This is a genomic window from Reichenbachiella versicolor, from assembly GCF_003171675.1.
Lineage (GTDB): Bacteria > Bacteroidota > Bacteroidia > Cytophagales > Cyclobacteriaceae > Reichenbachiella > Reichenbachiella versicolor.
This window is the reverse complement of the sequence record NZ_QFZQ01000005.1, coordinates 375,930-394,829: the sequence shown is the minus strand read 5'-3', so window position 1 is coordinate 394,829 and position 18,900 is coordinate 375,930. Positions and strand designations below refer to the sequence as shown.

Sequence of the window (18,900 nt, the reverse complement as noted above, 5' to 3'; positions counted from 1 at the left end):
TAATTCTCTGCCCCATTTGTTGGAGAGTTTTATTTAGGTTACGGAATTCTGTCAAACTTTATTAAATTAAAGTATAAGTAAATAGTTGATGGTTTTCACCTGCCTATGAAACCAATAAACCCATTTAACCTAGTATTTGAGGATGAAAATATTGAAAGAGAATTTCGCCAACGCTTTGTTTCTCTTGAGCTCATCTATATAAAGCGATTTATCGTCTTATTGATTTTATTCAATTCGATCTATGTGGTTAGGGACATGTGGTTACCGACAGATAGAGGTATGGATTCAATTAAATTCCAAGGCTATATCATATTACCGGTTTGCTTGATTCTCTACCTCTTATTTTCAAGGCATATCTATGGAGTAGGTCGTTTTTTTAAGCTAGGAATATTTCTGTTTTTGTTCACAATGATTAGTCAGTTGACCTTATTGCTAATCAACGATGGTGACGGGTCGGGAATGGTCAGTATCTTCTTAGTAGTGATAGTGGCTTGTTATTCTTTCTCAGGGATCATTTACAAGCATCTACTTTATTTGACGCTACCTATGGTGGTACTAACTACAATTTTGATCTTTTTGGGGTGGCCTTCCTTTACAGTGACTACTAAGATCAATTACCTCATGATTCATGGTATGACTTACATTGGTACCCTGATGATAAAGTATAGAACTGAACATTATCAACGAGCTGATTTTTTGCATACCAATAGGCTTGAGAAAAAGGGAGAAAAGCTTAATAAGAGTCTGGATCGAGTCAATGAAGAAAGCAATTTGAGAAAAAATATTATTTCCGTGCTAGCGCATGATTTGAGATCCCCTATTGCCAACCTTCGAGCTATTTTAGATTTAACAAAAAGTAAGTCAATCACTGAAGAAGAATCAAGGAATTTCTTAGCTCGATTGGATGATCAGGTGTTAATGGTCGATTTTCTGATCAACGACATATTAGTCTGGATTAAGAGTCAAGCAAGTTCTGTAAATATTGAGATGGCGAGTTTGGATGTGAATCAAGCTGCCCAAGATTTAAGTTTTATATTCAATGATCAGTTGACTAAAAAGGGTGTTGATCTTCATTACCAAATTCAAGTCAGTCAAGTCAAATGTCACCCTGATATGATAAAGGCGGTATTGAGAAATCTAATTAGCAATGCTTTGAAGTTTAGTCAACAAGGAAGTTCAATCGAACTGAAGGTGAGTTCTTCAGGGGCAGGAAGAGTTAGTTTTTATGTGATAGACCATGGTGTAGGGATGGATGAAGTTAGAGTTAAACGTTTAGAATCTACTTTTAATTCAAGAAAAGGTACTAATATGGAATCAGGTACTGGACTAGGACTTAAGATATGTCAATCATTGCTCAAAGTACATGGTTCGACCATGCGGATCTCTAGTGAAGTGAACAAGGGAACTGCCATAGAGTTTGAGCTTGCTACATGACGAAATATGAACATAGATAGGAGGTTTGACCAGAGAAATAGTAAAATAAAAGCTCACAACAAATTGCTTGCTGTGAGCTTCTCAATTATGAACTTATATGAATTTTTTTACAATGAATACTCTACTGTAGCCTCACCAAAACTTTCATAAACTCCATCAATATTGACCTTCATTACCTCATATCGATATATACCAGCTACGGCAGGATGGTCGGTAAAGTTGAACATTGACTGATGTCCTGATTCTATTTGTTTCAGTATGTCAGCTTCATTGGATTCGTCATAGCGAAACAATACAAAGCTGTCAGTAGTGTCATCTATAGCGTTTTCCCAATTGAGCGTGATCTCTTCACTTTTCTGTGATACGATCAATGCATCTCCTTGACGTATATCCTTATCTCCTAAAGAGACGAGATAGACCCAAGAACTAGAAAATAAGAGAACAACTAATAGGATTTTAAACGCGTTTCTGATCATGACTAAATTTTTCGATTGCTGACTTTTTCTACTAAAGTAATGGCTGAAACCACCATCTTCCAGTCTATTTAGTGCATTTAAGAAATACCGCAATTAGATTATGAAATTCTCCTAAACATCTGATTAAGAGCTATAACACATATTGCTGTTTCTGAACAAAAAATCACTAAATTCAGCTCAAACTATAACATATGAAACTTCCATCTATTTCCTATTTGACCAAAGCATCACTAGCTTCTTTCAAAAGGTTTCCTCTTTCTATTATTTGTGGGTTCATTGGATCACTTCTTAGCATCTATATGGTAGAATATGAGGATAGTATTGATAACTATTTCCCGTTTATCAATTCTTTATTGGTAGCAGCACTTGGTATACCTCTCTTTTTTTGTGTTAATATTTTTCAAGAGAAGTATTTAAATAATAGGCTATATGAATTACTGACTTATGGGGCTGCAATAAGTTTTTTGGTGCTGATATATTTTTCTTTTCCAGATAGAGAAGTTACTCACAACACTTCTCTGCCTTATATTAGATATGGAATTTTCAATTTGATCGTTCATCTCATAGTATCTTTTATACCATACATTAGGACAAAGCAGCTGAATGGTTTTTGGAACTATAATAAGTCTCTTTTTCTTCGAATTCTAACCTCGATTTTGTATTCTTTAGCGCTTTATCTGGGATTAGTATTGGCCCTTTTTGCCCTTGATACACTTTTTGGGATGGATATCGATGAAGAGCAGTATCTAGACACCTTTTTCTTAGTTGTAGGATTGTTCAATACTTGGTTCTTTTTGTCTGGCATTCCGACTGACTTTGATGCGCTGGAACAGGATTATTCGTACCCGAAAGGGCTGAAAATATTTACCCAATATATATTGTTGCCATTGCTAATACTCTATATCATCATATTGTATGCATATGGTGTTAAGATCATTGGTCTATGGAATTGGCCAAAAGGAATAGTTTCCTATCTAATCTCTGTCGTGTCAGTGATAGGTATATTAGCTTTTCTCCTGATTCATCCTTTTGGATTTCAAAACGGGAATGGGTGGATTAAGAAGTTTTCGAAAGTCTATTATTATTTGCTGTTCCCATTAGTCATTCTTCTTTTCATAGCGATAGGAATGCGAATTTCAGATTATGGTGTGACGATCAACAGATATGTGATTGTTTTACTCGGTGTTTGGCTGACACTAGTGTCAATTTATTTTTCAATTAATAAGACTAATATCAAGTTTATTCCAGTCTCACTCGCCATCATTTTAGTTTTAGTGTCATTTGGTCCTTGGGGGATGTTTTCATACAGCGAAAGAAGTCAAGTTAGTAGATTGATGACCATTTTGAAGGAAAATGATCTATTGGAAAATGATAAGTCTAAGTTTGAGCCGACTTGGCAATTTAGGGGTGATTCTTATCTTGAGGTAGGTAGTAATAGACTTAAAGCGTCACTTTCTGATTCTTTGAGTAATGAAGTGTATTCCATTTTAAACTATTTGGATGATCATCATGGTTTTGTGAGTATAAGGTCGATTTACAATCAAAATCTTGATTCTCTCATAAGTATTTCAGCAGATTCTCATAGGTATATTAATGAGGCAAAGATTTACATGGAATCATTGGGATTGAATGCAGTTTACTTATACAATAACGATTACAACTACTTTTCTTTTTGGGTAAATGATGAAGACAAGTTTCTTGAAATTTCAGGATATGATTATTTAATCAATTTGGGTCAATTGTATTTAGGTAATGGCAAACAGACACAGTCAATCAATGTCAATAATGTCGAGCATACTATTTCCTTTGACTGTGAAGGGTGTATCTCTATGAAGATTGAGTCTCTAAACGATAGTGCAAGTTTGCCTCTTGATTCATTGGCAAATGAATTATCATCTAAGTATGGCAATGATTATAATTCAGCTATTGATCCGAGTCATATGATACTAGAAGGACGAACTAAATCTTTTGAATATCGAATCAATTTTGACCATTTGTATTTAGAACGAAAATCAGGTGTTTTAAAAGTTAATTCTTTTAATGGTTATTTACTGATCAAAGAGCTTTCTGGTATAGAGGACAATCCTTAGATGGATTGGTTATTATACGAAATAAGTTTTTTAAAGAGTGGTAAACCGTTCAACTAATAAAAAAGCACCCATTGATTCCAACAGGTGCTTTATAGAATGATGATGATTCGACTAAACTAAATACTTTGTCCTAGCGATGATAGTTTACTACTGGCTGAAAGACCTTTGAAGTTTATTTTAGACTCATTATATAAGTACTTTAACTTATTGTCTTCTACATATATCACCAAGTCAGCACCTCGCTGAATATGTGCTTTCGTTTCACTTACAAGTAGAATACTCTTCTTATCTATGCCTTTAGCGTAATTGTAAAGTTCCTTGTTATGAGCAGTAGAAATGAATACCATATCGCAATTCACTGCATCAGATACACTAGTTAGCGTTACTATTTCAAGGTTCTCACGCTTACTAGCATAAGACATTATATCCTTATAAATACTTGCATCCTTGAATACGCCAATTTTCTTTACGTGGTCTTCTTCAGGCCATATAATGTACTCAGATACTTTGTATACAAGCAGAGCTTTATACTTATCTAAGTTTTGTGCTTTTGACGAGAACGAGATTGTGCACAACATGAGCACAATAAGGGATAGACGCGCCAATTTAATAGGTGTTTTTTTCATTGTTATTGATTTGTAACGTAAAATTCACGTTTATTAGGTTTTTCGTCAATAGAGTAACTCCGTAAAGAGTATAATAGGTAAATCACTTAAAAGGCCGCAAGTATATATTCTTTGGTCTGGAAATAAAAAAGACCACTCGATTGAGTAGTCTTCATGTTATCATGTAAGTCTTTTATAGCCTAAGCTACTTTCTTTAATTTTAGTTTACTTTCAAACTCTTCTAGTCGTTTTTGTTCTTCTATAGCCGCTTCTTCATCATCTTTAGAAAATTTGATACCGAATCCAAGAAGACTAATTGCTACAACAGCCAATCCAAAGTACATAAAACTATCCTGTAGTGAAGAACCACTTCTCAGTAAGAACTGAGCATAGATTACAGCCCCTACATTCCCACCAGCACCGACGATACCCGCAACTGCTCCAAGTGATTTTTTATTAATGAACGGAACTACTGAATACGTGGCGCCTTCTGCCATTTGCACAAAAAGTGAAAAAATAATCATTGTAGTAATGGCAGGTCCTAACAGATCCATTCGTGAAAATAAAACCAAAGCAGCCCCTTCTGCTAAAAGTACCAGAACTAACCATTTTACTCTACCAGCTAGTCCTCCAGTTCTAGAGAATTTATCTCCTAGATATCCTCCTGTTGATCTAGCAAACAGGTTCATTAAACCGAACAAGGCAGCGATCAATCCAGCCGTGGTTTCATTCAGCATAAATTTGGTTTGATAATAAGTTGCAGCTCTTCCATTTACGAATAGCTCAAGACCGAAACAAGCACCATAGATTGCGAATAGAATCCAAACTCTTTTATCTTTTACAGCTGACATAAATAGTCCTGACTCACCTTCTTTCTTTACGGACCTTTCTTCAGGTGCTTCATCGAAGTTACCTTTAGGAGTATCTTTAGTAAACTTCCAGTATAAGTAAGCTACTATCAACATTATTGCGGCCGGAACAAACATAGCTGGTCTCCATTTTGATAGCTCTGATTCCGCAAACCCAAAAGCCAACATGCCAGATGCGATTAATGGCATTACAGCTTGAGTGACACCTCCTCCTAGGTTACCCCAACCAGCAGTAGTGGCATTTGCAATACCTACTGCGTTAGGAGCAAACATTCTAGTTGTATGGTATTGAGTAATTACAAATGAAGCGCCTATTACACCGATAGCCATCCTAGAGATTAAATACGTTTCCCAGTTGTAGGCGAAAGAAGATGCAGCAACAGCTATAGCTCCGAAGAGTAATAAATAAGTATAGCTTTTTCTAGGGCCGATTTTATCGCAAAGACTACCAATTAATAATCTAGCAAAGATTGTAACACCTACAGAAGCAATGAAAGCTGTGATTTTTTGTGCTTTCGTGAGGTCCATTTCAGGACCAATAGTAGAGTTCATTAATGGTGCATGAGCAAACCATCCAAAGAAACAGAGAAAGAAAGCCAACCATGATAAGTGAAAGGTTCTCATTTGAACCGACTTAAAATCGAACAAGTTGATTCGTGTTGCTTTTTCAAGCGACAAATTAGTATCCATAATTATGGGCTTTGATTTAGTAAACTAAGAATTCTACTGTGCTACGTAAAATTCGTTGTGCAAATGAAAGCATAAAGTGAGTAAAAGCAAGTGTTAATACGTAGTATTTTACGTAATTAACGAATTAAACTACTTAGTTTTGTAGGGGTTTAATATTTGCTTTTTTTGATTCGAAGGAGTGATATAAAAATTCGATTACTTTCTGTTTGTTTACTTAAAGTAAAATATGGGCTATAGGTTTAGCAACCACTAGAATATTTTGGCTTTTGTTTTTCCTCCTAACCAAGCCATTGGGATATATGCAAAGATCAAATCTATTGAATTGAACCAGAGTGGACTAGGGAGCATCATGATGTTTATTATCCCACCAATCAAGAAAAACACACCGACGACTATAGCCATAGTCATTCGATTTGTAGCTATTAATGCAGCAGCAACTGCACCATTTAAAGTTCCTAATGCATGAGCTAAAAATGGCATAATAAAATGTTTCGGCTGGAATAAGTGAATAGATTCCTTTAAGCCTTCCATTGTCGTGATATCCGCTCCTTCTGGTGGAGGTATTATATAGCTACTTGCCGTAACTATAGCCATGTTGATAGCGCTTCCATAAAGCAACCCAACTAGAACTGCTAGAATGTTTTTTAGGATTGGTTTCATAGTGTCCTGATTTTATTCCTAAATATAAGGTTTTATTCATGGATGGTTCTAAACTAAAAAACGCCTGCGAAGCATTAAACTTCACAGGCGTTTAAAGAGGACTAAAGTCAATAGAATTTATGTCCTTCGTCTATTTATTATAAAAGACTTATGCTTTTTTACTGTTGAAATCGATTACAACAGGGGTAGCAATAAAGATTGAAGAGTAAGTACCGATTAAGATACCAACGATCAATGCGAAAGAGAATCCTTTTAATACAGCTCCTCCTGCTACGAACAATACGATAACTACAATTAAGGTCGTAATCGATGTGATCATGGTTCTAGAGATCGTACTATTAAGAGCTTCATTAAAGACTGGCTTCAATTCTGATCCTTCTTTTAAACCCATATTTTCTCTTACTCTATCGAATACTACTACGGTATCATTAATTGAGTAACCTATGATCGTCAACATCGCAGCGATGAATACTTGATCTACTTCAAATGAGATGCCTAATACGTTAGCTATAGCAAATGCAGACAATACGAACATAGTATCATGGAATAGTGCGATAATAGCACCAAGCCCAAATTGCCATTTTCTAAATCTAACTAAGATGTATAGGAAGATTACAATCAACGCGAATACTACTGATTCGAAAGATGCATTCTTAATATCGTCTGCAATGGTAGCTCCCACTTTTGATGAACTAGCGATCGTGAATTCATCAGCTCCACGTTTAGTATCATCTTCGATGTATGACAGCCCAGTGAATTCAGATATACCTTTTACTACAATTTCTTTTACTTGAGCATCAGCGGCATCAGATTCATCGTCTATCATGTATGAAGTAGTCACTTTCAGTATGTTATTAGCACCATAAGTTTTTACCTCTACACCTTTTCCTTCTAGAGTCTTGCTAAGTGCTACTTTCAAGTCAGATGATATTACTGGCTCTTCGAAAGCAACTACATAAGATCTACCTCCTGTGAAGTCAACACCATAAGTCAAACCTTTTCCAATCATTGCTACGATACCGATACCGATAAAGATCAATGAGAATAGGTAAGCGAATTTTCTCTTAGAAATGAAGTCTGCGCTTAGGTTCGTCAAGAAGTTCTTAGCGATACCAGTAGCGAAAGAAATTTTGCTGTCATCGCCTTTCTTGCTAGCCCACTCTACGATCACTCTAGTGATAAATACTGCAGAGAAGAATGAACAAGCGATACCGATCATCAATGTAATAGCGAATCCTTTCAATGGACCTTGACCCAAAGTGTAAAGAATAATACCTACTAAGAAAGTAGTCACGTTCGCATCGACGATAGAAGAGAATGCTTTGTTATAACCTGAAGAAATAGCTTGCTTGATTCCTGCGCCGTTTCTTAGTTCTTCTTTGATTCTTTCGAAGATCAGCACGTTAGCATCGATAGACATACCTATAGTCAATACGATACCAGCTATACCAGGTAACGTCAACGCAGCATTCAACTGTGCTAGGATGCCTAAGATGAAGAATACATTGAAGAATAATGCTACGTTAGCGATAGCTCCACCTTTAGAGTAGTAAAGAATCATGAATACGATCACGATACCTAGACCACAAACAATAGAAAGGAAACCTTGGTTCTGAGCGACCTTACCAAGAGTAGGTCCGATCACAACGTCCTCTACGATAGTAGTAGGAGCAGGTAGACTACCAGCTTTTAAGATGTTAGCTAAATCCTGTGCTTCCTCTAGAGAGAAGTCTCCAGTGATTTGAGACTGTCCGTTTGGAATCTCACCTTGTACGTTAGGCGCAGAGTAAACATATCCGTCCAATACTACTGCAATTCTTCTGTTGATGTTAGCAGCAGTCAGTTTTCTCCATTTCTTAGCACCTGTAGCGTTCATGCTCATGCTGATAGATGGAGCAGATCTTTGATCTAGGTCTTGGTAAGCATTAACGATTACTTCACCTGATAATGGAGCTTTACCACCTCTGTTCATTTTGATAGCATGAAGCTGGATAAATTTATCAGTACTGAAGTCATCCTGATTCTTCATTGGCTTTACATCCCACATGAACTTCATAGTTGAAGGGATGACTCTTGCAGCTTGAGCAGCGTCAATTACTCTGTTTACCTGAGCAGTATCTTTTAAATCGTAAATCAATCCATATTGAGCTTTCAATAGGCTGAATAATGGAGAAACTTGAGTAGCGAGGTTTGCTGAATCGATAGCCGCAGTGCTACTATCGCTTTCTAATTGAGCAGCTAAGTCATCACCTTCTGCAGATGAATCAGACTCATCAGTACTTAAAAGATCTCCTAAATCTTCACTTTCAGTTTCTATAACAGGCTCTGCATCTTCGTCAGCAGATAGTTGAGCAATCTCTGCTTCTGCAGCTTGAGCATTTTTCACAGAGTTATCATTCATGGCTTGAAGCGTAGGGAATATTTCTTGCATTTCATGCACTTCCCAGAACTCTAGCTTTGCTACGCCTTGTAATAATTTTCTTACTCTCTCAGGGTTGTCTACACCTGGAAGTTCAATTTGAATCCTACCAGTACCTTGTAGTTTCTGGATGTTAGGCTGAGAAGTACCGAATCTATCAATTCTAGTTCTTAGAATGTTGAATGATCTATCGATAGCGTCATCTACCTCTTCATTGATCATATCTAGAACCTCTTTATCAGAAGTACTAAGGCTGATTCTCCCCTTATTAGCCGCGGTAGCAAATACACTTGCAAGAGATTTTCCTGGAGCTACCTCTTGGAATGCCTTGTAGAATTCAGAAACGTAATTCAATTGAGTCCCTTTTACATTGGCCTTAGCCATATCAAGAGCTTTCAAAAAGTCAGTATCAGAGCTGTTTCCACTGATACCTTTTACGATTTCAACAGGAGAAACTTCTAAAGTCACGTGCATACCTCCTTTAAGATCGAGACCTAAGTTTAGCTCAGTCTCTTTGATATCTTGATATGTGAAATCAATACCAAAGAGGTTATAAACTGGCTCTTGCCAAATTGAATCAAGATATTGTTGTTTTTTAGTGTAGTCAGTAGTGTTTCCTACTGTAGCAGCTTCAGTAGCTTGTTCATTAATTCTCATTTCCACGAATGTGAAAGAGAGATAATAGATACATAATAGGGAGATGATTACGGTCAAAAAGACCACTCCGCCTTTATTCTTCATTGTATAGTAATTAAAAAAATGTGTTGATAATTATTTGTAGCTGTCAGTGAACAGCATAAGACCTCAATTGTCTGAGGTATTTCTTTGAAAATCTTTTGAGTTCAGTCCGTGAGTTATGGACTAATTAAGGTGCGTTAGGGGCTATAATGAAATTGAAAAGGACACGAATTAGATTAGTGCGAACCTTTTCAATGAAAGCAGAGGTTTTTTCATGAATAACCTCTTCGTCAAGAAAAACTTCATCCAAAATGTAATAGGCTGTCGATACATCTTGGACTTGGTGAGTGGGTGAAACCGCTTCAAGACTAGAGACAGCTTCATCATTTGTTTCAGATTTGTCATCAGATTGTTCGACTTTTTTGTCGCACAAATCAGACTTTTCTGTCAAGAATGGCTGACCTATTACTAGAATAGCAATGATTAGCCCGATCATGATGATCAGTGACTTTAATGATACTATGTTTTGTAGCCTTTTCATTAAGCGCAACAAATGTATATACTAACTTTTAAAGTTCTGATGTCCAATGAATCAAAGTTTACAGGTAATATCAATAAATCGCCATTTTCTTGGTGATCCCATAATAATTTAGCAGAATGAGTCAGCCTTTAGTCTCCATCATATGCTTGTGTTATAATCAGGCTCAGTTTGTCCAAAGGACCTTGGAATCTGTTTTTAACCAAGAATATAGTAACCTTCAGGTTATAGTAGTGGACGATTGTAGTTCAGACAACAGTCAAGAGATTATCAAAAAAGTTCTTCAAGATAAATCAGATATTCCATTCTTGGCTTTGAATCAGAATGTGGGGAATACAAAGGCATTTAACAAAGGCTTGGAGTTGGCTAAGGGGAAATATGTTATTGATCTGGCTTGTGATGATATTCTCTATTCAGATAAGATCTCAAAGCAAGTAGCGTTTTTTGAGAATCAATCCAATCAAGTCGGATTAATTTATTCAGATGTACGTTTTGTCGATGAATCAATCAATGAATTAGGATGGCACTTCCAAGGACAATCATTTCGACTACCATACTCAGGAGAAGTATATGAAAAAGTTATAGATACTTTTTTTATACCTCCTCAGTCAGTAATGATCAAGCGTGAGGTATTTGAAGAGTTAGGTGGATATGATGAATCTTTAGCTTATGAGGATTTCGATCTTTGGGTAAGAGCTTCACGGCATTGGTATATAGCTTATCAAGGCGAAGTGCTGATGGATGTCATCAAACACGAAGGTTCGCTATCCAATAAGTTATATGAGCCAAATGATCAACAGTTGCATTCTACGTATAAGATTTGTCTTAAAATCAAAGACCTTAATAGGACACCGAGTGAAAATGACGCATTAGTGAGAAGGCTGAAATATGAAATAAGACATGCCGTTTTTTCTGCGAATCATTATGAGGCCGAATTGATGGGGAATCTATTAAGTGAGATAAAAGGATTGAGTTTTTCTACTCACATATTGCTTTTTGTAAATAAGTTGAGAGTTAATTTAAGGTGGTTTAGGCAACTATTTTTTAGACTAAAATATGGTTGAAAGCTATCGTCTGTTGTCATCTCCTAGTAGCATACTCAAATAGCTGTCATATCTTGAATGCGAAATTTCCCCTTCTTCGTATGCAGCATGAATCACACAGCCAGGTTCATGAGTATGTGTGCAGTTGTTGAACTTGCATTGACCAAGGTAAGCACGGAATTCAGGGAAATAATGACTTAATTCTTCAGCTTCTATTTCTGCTAATCCCAATTCTTTTATACCAGGTGTATCAATGATGTATGTATTGTCATCCATTGTAAATCTTTCAGCAAACGTAGTAGTATGAGTTCCTTTACCGACGAAATCACTGATTTCAGAAGTCTTTTGTTCTGCATCGGGAACTAATTGATTGATCAATGTCGATTTGCCTACACCTGAGTGTCCCGATAGCAATGAAGTTTTTCCATTCAGCAAGTCATTCAATTCTTCTACGCCGTCATTATTCAAAGCAGATATGTAAGCGACAGTATATCCCAGACTTTCATATTCTTTCATTTTTTCTTGCAGGCCTTCAAGGTGCTCCATAGGGAGTAAATCTATCTTGTTACAGAGAATTACAGCAGGTATTCTGTAAGCTTCAGCTGTGACTAGAAATCTATCAATAAATCCCAAAGAAGTTCTTGGTTCCGCCACTGTAGCTATGACTATCGCCTGATCAATATTACTGGCTATGATATGACTATGTCCTTTTTTCTTCGGAGATATTCTAATAATGTAATTTTCTCGAGGTAGAATTTTGCTGATCACTTTCGTGTTTTCATCGCTGACATCATCTATTAGTTCTACTTCATCACCTACTGCCACAGGATTGGATACTTTCATCCCTTTTAGCTTGAACTTACCTTTTAGACGACAGTTATAAGTTTTGCCTTCATCAGTCTGGACGTGATACCAGAGTCCCATCGATTTTGTCACAATTCCTCGCATAGGTCAAAATTAGTGAAGAGATGCAGTAGTCGCAGTAGAAAAGAAGATTATCAACCTTTTACTCAATAAAAATCTCTTAGGTCAATCGGGTTATGCTTAAAACTTAATTGAACAAACCAGCAATAAGCCTTAAAGAAAGAATAATAGAAGTATTGTGTTAATTGATATTTTGGTAGAGGGGGGTATTTATATCAATTAGAATATATAGGCTCTTTTTTTGGATAAAATTACTCTGATGCTTCATAGGTAATTACTTAATTTGGTAGCTATGAAAATTGACTTCGAACTCAACGGTAAACCTACGTCAGTAGATGTAGACGGAACCACTCCATTGCTATGGGTGATTAGAGATACACTTGGATTCACAGGGACTAAATTTGGCTGTGGAATGGCTCAGTGTGGTTGTTGTACCATTCATTTCAACGGTATGGCCACCCGTTCTTGTATGTTACCTATTCAGGCTGCAAAAGGAGCCAAAATCACCACTATTGAAGGGATCGCAAAAGATGGAAAGCTACACCCAGTCCAGCAAGCATGGATTGAAAAGGATGTAGCTCAGTGTGGCTACTGTCAAGCAGGGCAAGTGATGACTGCTGTCAATTTACTAGAGAGAAATAGTAAGCCTACTGATGAAGAGATAGAGCGAGCGATGGAAGGAAATATCTGTCGATGTGGTACATATCACCGAATCAAAGATGCGGTAAAACACGCTTCCGAATTAATGAACAATCAATAAGCCTAACATGAAAATAGACAGAAGAAAATTTCTAAAAATCTCAGGAGCATCTACTGCCGGAGCACTGGTGATTGGTTTCAATTGGCCAGGTATGGTGAAAGCAGCCTCCGCTGGTGAAACCGAGTTGAGTGGTTATATAAAATTCTTGGCTGATGGCACCGTGGTCATTATGTCACCTAATCCAGAAATAGGCCAAGGCGTAAAAACATCCATGCCAATGATAGTGGCAGAGGAAATGGATGTGGACTGGCAGAAAGTAGTAATAGAACAAGCTGCACTGGACACTACAAAATACAAACGCCAAGTAGCAGGAGGAAGCGGTAGTATTCGGACGAGTTATAAGACTTTAAGAGAAGCTGGAGCCACTATTCGACAATTGTTTATAGAGACAGCGGCTCAAAAATGGAACGTAAAGCCGAAGCATTGTTCTGCAAAAGAAGGAATAGTCACTCATAAGTCTGGTAAGTCTGCTCGATACGAAGATCTGATCGAAGCTGCTAAATCCAGAGAACTGCCTTCCGGTGTTAAACTTAAAGAACCAAGTGAGTTTTCAATCATTGGTAAGGGGAAGGTCAATTTCGATGCAGAGAAAATTGTAAAAGGTGAGATGAAGTATGGGATGGATACTGTTATGCCAGAAATGAAATATGCTGGTATTATTCATACTCCAGCTTTTGGGGGCAAGTATATCTCTCATGACGATAGTTCTTTAGCGTCTTCTTTTCCTGAAGTCAAAACATATAAGATAGGCAATGCCATTGCGGTAGTGGGCTCTAATACCTGGGAGATATTCCAAGCTAAAAAATTAGTCAAAGTAGAATGGGAATTACCTAATACCGAATCATCAGAATCTCAGCTAGAGGATATGAAGAAGATGATCGAGAAAGGGAAGTTAAAAGAGAAAAAGTCGATAGGAGATATTGGCCAAGCCATGGCGCAGGCTGATGAGGTTTTAGAGGCTAATTATTTTACCCCGTTCTTACCTCACAATACTATGGAGCCGATGAACTTTTATGCCAATGTCACAGGAAATAAAGTTCACTTACTGGGTCCTATTCAAACTCCAGAAGGAACTAGAAAAAAAATTAGTAATGATCTCGGGATACCCCAAGAAAATATTACACTGGAGTTGACTAGAATGGGAGGCGGTTTTGGTCGAAGACTGAGAAATGATTTTGTAGTCGAAGCAGCGATGATATCTAAAAAAGCTGGTGTGCCTATTAAACTGGTCTGGACACGAGAAGACGATATGACAGGGGGCTTTTATAAGCCAGCTACCTTGCACAATTACAAAGCCTCTATAAAAGAAGGAAAACTGACGGGCTGGGAACTGAAAGGATTAGGGATGAAATCTCCAAGATCAGTAGACGAGAAAAACTTCCCCGTTGGAGCCATAGAGAATATTAAAATAGAATCTAATGTAGCACCATCTAAAGTAACCACATTCGCATGGAGAGCCCCAAATCATAATTATTTAGGTTTTTCGGAGCAGTGTTTTCTAGATGAAATAGCTGAGAAGATTGGCAAAGATGCAATTTCTCATCGCTTAGAAATGCTTGATGGAATCAATAGTGAAATCAAGTATAGTGCCGCTAAGATGAAAGGCATAGTCGAAAAAGTGCGTGAGATGTCAAGCTGGAGAAAAGACAAGTCTAAAAAACAAGGGTTTGCGGCTTACTATTCTTATTCTTCTTATGTAGCTATGGTGGCTGAAGTGTCAGAAGTCAATGGAAAGATCAATGTAGACAAAGTCTATGCAGCTGTTGATTGTGGACAGGTGATAAATGCATTAGGTGCAGAAGCTCAAATTCAGGGTTCAATAATTGATGCGATAGGACATGCATTCTATGGAGAGATTAAGATCAAGGATGGAACGCCACAATCTCAAAATTTTCATAACTACAGGTTAGGAAGAATGAGCTGCAAACCAGACGATATAGAAGTAGCATTCATAGAAAGCAATGACGACCCTACAGGTCTCGGCGAGCCAGGTATGGCTCCTGCCTCCCCAGCAGTGGTCAATGCTATTTATCAAGCAACAGGAAAACGATATTACAATCTTCCATTGAGTCAATACGGAATCGTCTAGACCATGTCAGATATAAGGAAAATAGTTTCGGAATATCAACGCCTGAAAAGTGAAGGCGTCAATCAGTTAGCTTTAGTTACAGTATTAGAGGTTTACGGGAGTTCATTTAGAAGGCCTGGTGCGATGATGCTAGTAACTGCCAATAGTCGCTGGTATGGTGCAATTTCTGGAGGTTGTTTAGAAGGTGACGCACTGAAAAGAGCCAAGTCTAGCTTGAAAGAAGGCAAGCCATCCATAGTAATGTACGACACAGTCAATGACGAGGAGAATGCACTAGGTCCACGCATAGGGTGTAATGGGATCGTGAAAGTCATGATCGAACCAATAAAATCTAACTGGCTCGATGAACTAGCTATGTTGGATATGAATCAAGGTGGGTTTTTCGTGACCAAAATATCTCAAAACCAAAATTCCGTGTTCAGAGCTTTCCTATCGACAGAAGGCGAAAAGCTATTCAGTGAAATTGATGGTTGGCCACCAGAAAGAGATTTTGAACAAATGGTCAACGTTTCCACCAAATCAGGTGATGGCGAATGGATTGTGCAAGAATTGCCAGCTTTGAAAAAAATCGTGATTTGTGGAGGAGGTAATCACATAGTGCCGCTGATCAATTTGGCTAAGACCATTGGTTGGGAAGTGACACTAACAGACCCATGTGTTGCTCATTCGGCTCCTGCTCTGTACCCTCAAGCCGATAATGTGATTATGCAGCAGGCCGATCAAGTCAGTGAAGGTATGACCGCGCTAGAAAATACGGCATTCGTTATTACCTCTCATAGTCCAGATTATATCAAACAAGTTTTATCTAGCACCATTTCAAACGGAGCCCAATTTGTTGGACTTATCGGAAATAGAATACGACTACAAAAAGTACTCACAGAGCAGTTTGGCAAAACTATTCCCACGGTAGTCAAAGCACCAGTAGGACTGGACCTTGGTGGAAATACACCAGAAGAGATGTCATTGTCGATCGTGGCAGAGGTTCAAGCTTTTTTCAATAAGAAAGCTGGATTACCATTGTCCCAAGGAAAAGGCTATATTCATGATCGTCGTGCACAAGAAATAGAGCGTGACAGTATGATGAAAATTAAGTGAGTCACTTAGCAGTAGCCATATTAGCCGCAGGGAATTCATCTCGTATGAATGGTCAGTCTAAGCAGCTATTAGATTTTGGAGGAGAAACATTGCTTGAAAGAACCATCAACTGTTTCAAAGGACTTGATGTACATGTATTTTTAGGTTCACAGTTTGATCAGCACGCTAAGGTTATTCAACGGATGGATATCAAGATTCACCAAGTAAAAAATTGGCAGTTGGGAATGGGAGCCACCATCAAGTCAGCTATAAAATGTCTTTCTGGTCATCAAGCCATATTGCTTTCAGCCTGCGATCAGCCCTTTTTATCAAATCAAATTGTGAAAGAATTTTTACAAGTCAATAACCAAAAAGCTGACAAGCTGGTGATCTCAGATTATGGTCAAGCAAAAGGAATTCCCATACTTGTACCAAAAAAATACTATTCAGATTTCTTAAGCATACCCGACCAAAACGGAGGGAAGTCTGTCATATCCAAATATTCGGATGAATTCGAAATAGTATTTTTTTCACGAGGGGAAATAGATATCGATACGGAAGAGATTTACCAACAAACAGTTACCGAATTAGTCAACTGAAAATGGCTAACTTTATTCCTTAACCACATCTAGTTATCAAAATGAACATAGAAGAATTCCGAGATTACTGTTTGTCTAAGCCAGCTGTATCTGAGAGCTTTCCATTTGATGAAAAGGCACTTACTTTCAAAGTGTTGTCAAAAATGTTTGCAATTACAGATGTAGATCTATTCGAATCTGTCAACTTGAAGTGTGATCCTGAAAGAGCACTCGAACTTAGAGATCAATATCATGCTGTAAGCCCAGGCTATCATATGAACAAAAAACATTGGAATACTATTCTTAACAATAGCGACTTACCGGATGACCTCATGTATGAATTAATAGATCATTCGTATGAACTAGTGGTCAAAGGGATGAAGAAAAGCGAACGTGAGGAGCTTCTAAAGCTCGGAGAGTTGTAATAATCTAATAATCGTATGAAGAGGTAGCCCATCTCTCAGCCAGTACTGTGGTGATTCGAATCTCAGAGAAAAACAATAAAGTCACTATAAAGATCCAAAACCCATTAAAATGACCTAATCAATATACTACCAGCCTTTAGGTTGATCCTTTTTTATTTCAGCTGCTCTTTTTTTCTCCAGCTCTACGATGAGGTGCTCTAATAACCCTTTTAGTAAAGAATCTATGTTGCTTAAAGGTTTATATGAATTTGATTCGGATACTTCTACTTGCCAAGTCTTATCATCTAACAGTTCGATATCAAGCCCCTCTATATAATAGTTGCCAGGTATATAAAAACTCCCTTGATTAGTTCGGACTTTCAAATCAAGGAGGCCTGCATCACTCCGCCGTGGTTTTAAACCTAATTCAATATCAGAAACGTCAAAGTCATTTAGCTCCTTTGATTTCTGATCAACAGTGTTGATTAATGATGTATTTCCTTCACGTTTCCATTCAACACGATTGTCATATTTATTTTGATTGAAAGCCATGAATTTATCTATAAGTTCTTCGAAGCCAGCAATTATTTCTTCCTTAGAATGCTCCTTTATTGAAGTAGGAGCTGTGACTTTCCAATGACCGTCGACAAGCTTAGCACTGATGTTATCATATTTTTCTGGAACTATATAAAGGTTCTTATTGAGAAGTTTGTATACCCAAGTTTCACGAGCACCTCTATTTCCTCCGCCCCGATCATTGTCTTCCATGTGGATTTTGTATCGATTCAGCGTAATAAAAAACTCCGAGTGTTTTTCTAATGCTAATTCAAATTCAGGTACACGCATACGGAAGAAAATAGAGTTGATTAAGCATATCACAACCAAAAAAGATACAACTGACAAAAAGTATAAAACTCTTTTCCTATTTATTATTGACTTTACATAACGATATATAGCCCATAGCAACATTGAAAAGAGCAAAATGTAAGGAAGCACAGGGAGGAGGATAAAGATTGCAAAATCAAAAAAATATGGTTCCATTTTGGGAAATTGTGGTTTGTACGATTAGGTGACTATATAGTCATATGTCAGCATGATGCTTATTCCAAATCTAGAGAATTTTTTATGTTTTGAAAATTGGGCCTAGCTATATGGATGTATGACAATAATGACGCAATAAAGGAAGAGTCAACTGTCTATAGATGGATGTACGATTATAGCTCGACTTACAACTAAATAGGTACAATCACTCTGCATTCTTTTTCAAAAACGCTCAACCATTCTATCTAATTTCTCTCATTTATAGGTTAGTACATATTATCCTGCTAACTTTGTAAAGTTAGATCTGGAATAAGATGAAAGATCTAGAAAAAATAGCAAAATACCTGCTGGATCAGCAGTCCTCCGTTTAGCATTCTCAATTAGATTTTACTTGACGTTTGAATTTGACCCAGAGTCAAATGACATTTTTCTGTTTTAGAATAAAGTTTTTCAAGAAAATCTAAATTCATTAAGAAGCTCAGATATCCAAAATCAGTAAGCTCTGATTTTTCCACTACACTTAGACAT

Annotated in this window: 16 protein-coding genes; 8 read left to right on the top strand and 8 right to left on the bottom strand. The window is 37.2% G+C overall.

Annotation, left to right across the window (positions count from 1 at the left end):
- Positions 1 to 105 precede the first annotated feature (105 nt).
- A complete protein-coding gene (locus tag DKG80_RS12180; RefSeq protein WP_109831618.1) occupies positions 106 to 1,434 on the top strand; it encodes a sensor histidine kinase in 1,329 nt (442 codons plus the stop codon).
- 107 nt (positions 1,435 to 1,541) lie between these two features.
- Here the strand turns inward: DKG80_RS12180 and DKG80_RS12175 are convergent, their stop codons facing one another.
- Positions 1,542 to 1,910: a hypothetical protein gene (locus tag DKG80_RS12175; protein ID WP_109831617.1), complete on the bottom strand. Its 369-nt coding sequence runs from the start codon at positions 1,908 to 1,910 to the stop codon at positions 1,542 to 1,544.
- Positions 1,911 to 2,101: 191 nt separating this feature from the next.
- Between DKG80_RS12175 and DKG80_RS12170 the strand changes: the two genes are divergently transcribed.
- The gene (locus tag DKG80_RS12170; protein ID WP_109831616.1) at positions 2,102 to 4,000 is read left to right on the top strand and encodes a DUF4153 domain-containing protein; all 1,899 of its coding nucleotides are present in this window, start codon (positions 2,102 to 2,104) and stop codon (positions 3,998 to 4,000) included.
- A 116-nt stretch (positions 4,001 to 4,116) separates the two neighbouring features.
- On the opposite strand, the gene DKG80_RS12165 is transcribed toward DKG80_RS12170, so the two are convergent.
- The 5 genes from DKG80_RS12165 to DKG80_RS12145 all read right to left on the bottom strand — a co-directional run bounded on the left by DKG80_RS12165 (position 4,117) and on the right by DKG80_RS12145 (position 10,462).
- On the bottom strand, positions 4,117 to 4,626 hold the full coding sequence (locus DKG80_RS12165) for a YfiR family protein (protein ID WP_109831615.1): 510 nt from the start codon (positions 4,624 to 4,626) through the stop codon (positions 4,117 to 4,119).
- Between the two features lie 179 nt (positions 4,627 to 4,805).
- Entirely contained in the window at positions 4,806 to 6,164 is a 1,359-nt protein-coding gene (locus DKG80_RS12160) for an MFS transporter (RefSeq protein ID WP_109831614.1), read from the bottom strand.
- Between the two features lie 249 nt (positions 6,165 to 6,413).
- A complete protein-coding gene (locus tag DKG80_RS12155; protein WP_109831613.1) occupies positions 6,414 to 6,824 on the bottom strand; it encodes a hypothetical protein in 411 nt (136 codons plus the stop codon).
- Positions 6,825 to 6,972: 148 nt separating this feature from the next.
- Entirely contained in the window at positions 6,973 to 9,984 is a 3,012-nt protein-coding gene (secDF, locus tag DKG80_RS12150) for a protein translocase subunit SecDF (protein ID WP_109831612.1), read from the bottom strand.
- Between the two features lie 124 nt (positions 9,985 to 10,108).
- Positions 10,109 to 10,462 carry a hypothetical protein gene (locus tag DKG80_RS12145; RefSeq protein ID WP_109831611.1) on the bottom strand — a complete coding sequence of 118 codons (354 nt, stop codon included), beginning with the start codon at positions 10,460 to 10,462 and terminating at the stop codon, positions 10,109 to 10,111.
- A gap of 116 nt (positions 10,463 to 10,578) precedes the next feature.
- Between DKG80_RS12145 and DKG80_RS12140 the strand changes: the two genes are divergently transcribed.
- Positions 10,579 to 11,523 (top strand): glycosyltransferase, encoded by a 945-nt coding sequence (locus DKG80_RS12140; RefSeq protein ID WP_109831610.1) that lies wholly within the window; start codon positions 10,579 to 10,581, stop codon positions 11,521 to 11,523.
- Between the two features lie 3 nt (positions 11,524 to 11,526).
- Here the strand turns inward: DKG80_RS12140 and rsgA are convergent, their stop codons facing one another.
- Positions 11,527 to 12,450: a ribosome small subunit-dependent GTPase A gene (rsgA, locus tag DKG80_RS12135; protein ID WP_109831609.1), complete on the bottom strand. Its 924-nt coding sequence runs from the start codon at positions 12,448 to 12,450 to the stop codon at positions 11,527 to 11,529.
- 268 nt (positions 12,451 to 12,718) lie between these two features.
- Between rsgA and DKG80_RS12130 the strand changes: the two genes are divergently transcribed.
- Genes DKG80_RS12130 through DKG80_RS12110 form a run of 5 tightly spaced genes read left to right on the top strand, consistent with a single transcriptional unit; the run spans position 12,719 to position 17,352 of the window.
- A complete protein-coding gene (locus DKG80_RS12130) occupies positions 12,719 to 13,186 on the top strand; it encodes a (2Fe-2S)-binding protein (protein WP_109831608.1) in 468 nt (155 codons plus the stop codon).
- A gap of 7 nt (positions 13,187 to 13,193) precedes the next feature.
- Positions 13,194 to 15,275, top strand: a complete 2,082-nt coding sequence (locus DKG80_RS12125) for a xanthine dehydrogenase family protein molybdopterin-binding subunit (RefSeq protein ID WP_109831607.1) — start codon at positions 13,194 to 13,196, stop codon at positions 15,273 to 15,275.
- Positions 15,276 to 15,278: 3 nt separating this feature from the next.
- Complete coding sequence (locus DKG80_RS12120; protein WP_109831606.1) at positions 15,279 to 16,370, top strand: XdhC family protein; 1,092 nt, start codon at positions 15,279 to 15,281, stop codon at positions 16,368 to 16,370.
- The gene (locus tag DKG80_RS12115) at positions 16,367 to 16,948 is read left to right on the top strand and encodes a nucleotidyltransferase family protein (RefSeq protein WP_162555852.1); all 582 of its coding nucleotides are present in this window, start codon (positions 16,367 to 16,369) and stop codon (positions 16,946 to 16,948) included. The genes DKG80_RS12120 and DKG80_RS12115 overlap by 4 nt, the downstream gene beginning before the upstream one ends.
- 41 nt (positions 16,949 to 16,989) lie before the next feature.
- Entirely contained in the window at positions 16,990 to 17,352 is a 363-nt protein-coding gene (locus DKG80_RS12110) for an MmcQ/YjbR family DNA-binding protein (RefSeq protein ID WP_109831604.1), read from the top strand.
- Between the two features lie 126 nt (positions 17,353 to 17,478).
- Here DKG80_RS12110 and DKG80_RS12105 read toward each other — a convergent pair whose 3' ends face one another.
- On the bottom strand, positions 17,479 to 18,177 hold the full coding sequence (locus DKG80_RS12105; RefSeq protein WP_109831603.1) for a hypothetical protein: 699 nt from the start codon (positions 18,175 to 18,177) through the stop codon (positions 17,479 to 17,481).
- Positions 18,178 to 18,900: the final 723 nt, after the last annotated feature.